This window comes from Pseudomonas sp. (assembly GCF_050739935.1).
Taxonomy (GTDB): Bacteria; Pseudomonadota; Gammaproteobacteria; order Pseudomonadales; family Pseudomonadaceae; genus Aquipseudomonas.
Map to the genome: position 1 here is coordinate 1 of NZ_JBOICF010000073.1, position 2,671 is coordinate 2,671.

Consider the following 2,671-nt stretch of genomic DNA (forward strand, 5'->3'; position numbering starts at 1 on the left):
CAAAATCCCGGTACGCCGCAGAATCTGTAGGAGACGTCGGAGGTTACGACGGCAGCGAACGCGGTGGGTCAGTTACAGATGTGCCGCCTGACACTCCGCCTTCGCCAGCAAGCCGGCTCCTACAGCCGAGGGTGCCAGGACCGTCAGCGCTAAGCCAACTCGGCCACGACCGCCGCGAGGGCTTTCGCCGGGTCGGCCGCCTGGCTGATCGGGCGGCCGATGACCAGGTAATCGGAACCCGCATCCAGCGCCTGACGCGGGGTCAGGATGCGGCGTTGATCGTCCTGCGCACTGCCCGCTGGACGAATGCCAGGGGTCACCAGTTGCAGCGACGGATGCGCGGTTTTCAGGGCCTGGGCTTCCAGCGCCGAACACACCAGACCATCCATGCCAGCCTTCTCGGCCAATGCAGCCAGACGCAGCACTTGCTCCTGTGGCTCGATGTCCAGACCGATGCCCGCCAGATCTTCACGCTCCATGCTGGTCAGCACGGTCACGCCAATCAGCAGCGGTTTGGAGCCAGTACGCTGATCGAGCACATTGCGGCAGGCCGCCATCATGCGTAAGCCGCCGGAGCAGTGCACGTTGACCATCCACACGCCCATCTCGGCCGCCGCTTTAACCGCCATTGCCGTGGTGTTGGGAATGTCGTGGAATTTGAGGTCAAGGAAGACTTCGAAGCCCTTGCTGTTGAGGGTTTCGACAATACCCGAAGCGCTACTGGTGAATAGCTCCTTGCCAACTTTGACCCGGCACAGCTTCGGGTCCAGTTGATCGGCCAGTTTCAACGCGGCTTCGCGGGTCGGAAAATCCAGGGCGACGATGATAGGGGTCTGGCAGACGGACATGAGCGGGTTCTCTGGCAAGTCGAAATCGGCGCGCATTGTAGCTGAACATGCCGCGGGGCGGGACCCGATGATCGGTAAAAGCCGAGAACGCTCCTGCAGACGCGCGATATATGCACTCTCTGTGACCATCCACCGCACCAACCGTGCACGTTCAGCTCGACTTCATCGACAAAGCATTCTGCTTACGACCTGTTTCGAAATATTACGACCTACTCCCCAATCGCTGGCATGACCACTGCAACGCCTTCCCTCCCGATGATCCAATCAATCCAGGGAGTGACGCATGAATACGCAACTGAAGCCCACACTGGGCACGCTGCATTTGTGGGGGATCGCTGTCGGTCTGGTGATTTCCGGTGAATATTTCGGCTGGAGCTACGGCTGGGGTGTAGCCGGAACGCTGGGCTTCTTGTTGACGTCGTTGATGGTCGCGGCGATGTACACCTGTTTCATCTTCAGCTTCACCGAGCTGACCACCGCCATTCCTCACGCGGGCGGACCGTTCGCCTACAGCCGCCGGGCATTCGGTGAAAAAGGCGGATTGATCGCCGGCCTGGCGACACTGATCGAGTTCGTCTTCGCGCCCCCCGCCATTGCCCTGGCCATCGGCGCCTATCTCAACGTGCAGTTTCCTGCTCTGGAGCCAAAACATGCGGCAGTGGGCGCTTACATTGTCTTCATGACGCTTAACATCCTCGGCGTGAAACTGGCCGCCACGTTCGAACTGGTGGTGTGTGTACTCGCCGTGCTGGAGCTGCTGGTGTTCATGGGCGTGGTCGCGCCTGCGTTTAGTTTCAGCCATTTCGCCCTCAATGGCTGGGCCGGCTCCGACAGTTTCGGGGCGCCGGCGATCGCCGGGATGTTCGCCGCGATTCCGTTCGCCATCTGGTTTTTCCTGGCCATCGAAGGCGCAGCGATGGCAGCCGAAGAAGCGAAAGATCCCAAACGCACGATTCCCAAGGCCTACGTCAGCGGCATCGTTACCCTGGTGTTGCTGGCGATGGGCGTAATGTTCTTCGCCGGAGGCGTGGGCGACTGGAAAGCCCTGTCGAACATCAACGACCCGCTGCCTCAGGCGATGAAAACGGTGGTCGGCGAAAGCTCCGGCTGGCTACACATGTTGGTCTGGATCGGCTTGTTCGGCCTGGTGGCCAGTTTTCACGGCATTATCCTGGGCTACTCGCGTCAGTTCTTCGCCCTCGCCCGCGCCGGTTACCTGCCGGCGTCACTGGCCAAACTGTCGCGCTTCCAGACGCCGCACCGGGCGATCATCGCCGGCGGGCTGATCGGTATTGCGGCGATCTACAGCGACGGCCTGGTCAACCTCAGCGGCATGACTCTTACGGCGGCGATGATCACCATGGCCGTGTTCGGCGCCATTGTCATGTACATCATGAGCATGCTGAGCCTGTTCAAGCTGCGCAAAACCGAGCCACTGCTGGAACGCACTTTTCGCGCGCCGGGTTACCCGATCGTGCCGGGCATCGCGCTGGCACTGGCGGTGGTTTGCCTGATTGCCATGGCCTGGTTCAACGCCCTGATCGGGCTGATCTTCCTGGGGTTCATGGCGGTGGGCTTCATTTACTTTGGTATGACAGGACACGCGCGCTCGTCTGCGCCGGCTGATTCGATGTTGACCGGCCTCTGATCAGGCGTGTAGGCGCCGGCCGGCTCCTACAATGATTGTGTGCCGTCACAAAATCCCGGTACGCCGCAGAATCTGTAGGAGACGTCGGAGGTTACGACGGCAGCGAACGCGGTGGGTCAGTTACAGATGTGCCGCCTGACACTCCGCCTTCGCCAGCAAGCCGGCTCCTACAGCC

2 protein-coding genes are annotated in these 2,671 nt (G+C 61.1%); one reads left to right on the forward strand and one right to left on the reverse strand.

What is annotated here, in order from left to right:
• Nucleotides 1-149: 149 nt before the first annotated feature.
• On the reverse strand, nt 150-848 hold the full coding sequence (pyrF, locus tag ACRER8_RS15050; RefSeq protein WP_431747030.1) for an orotidine-5'-phosphate decarboxylase: 699 nt from the start codon (nt 846-848) through the stop codon (nt 150-152).
• Between the two features lie 283 nt (nt 849-1,131).
• Here pyrF and eat point away from each other — a divergent pair, with 283 nt between their 5' ends.
• On the forward strand, nt 1,132-2,496 hold the full coding sequence (gene eat / locus ACRER8_RS15055) for an ethanolamine permease (RefSeq protein ID WP_431747031.1): 1,365 nt from the start codon (nt 1,132-1,134) through the stop codon (nt 2,494-2,496).
• Nucleotides 2,497-2,671 lie beyond the last annotated feature (175 nt).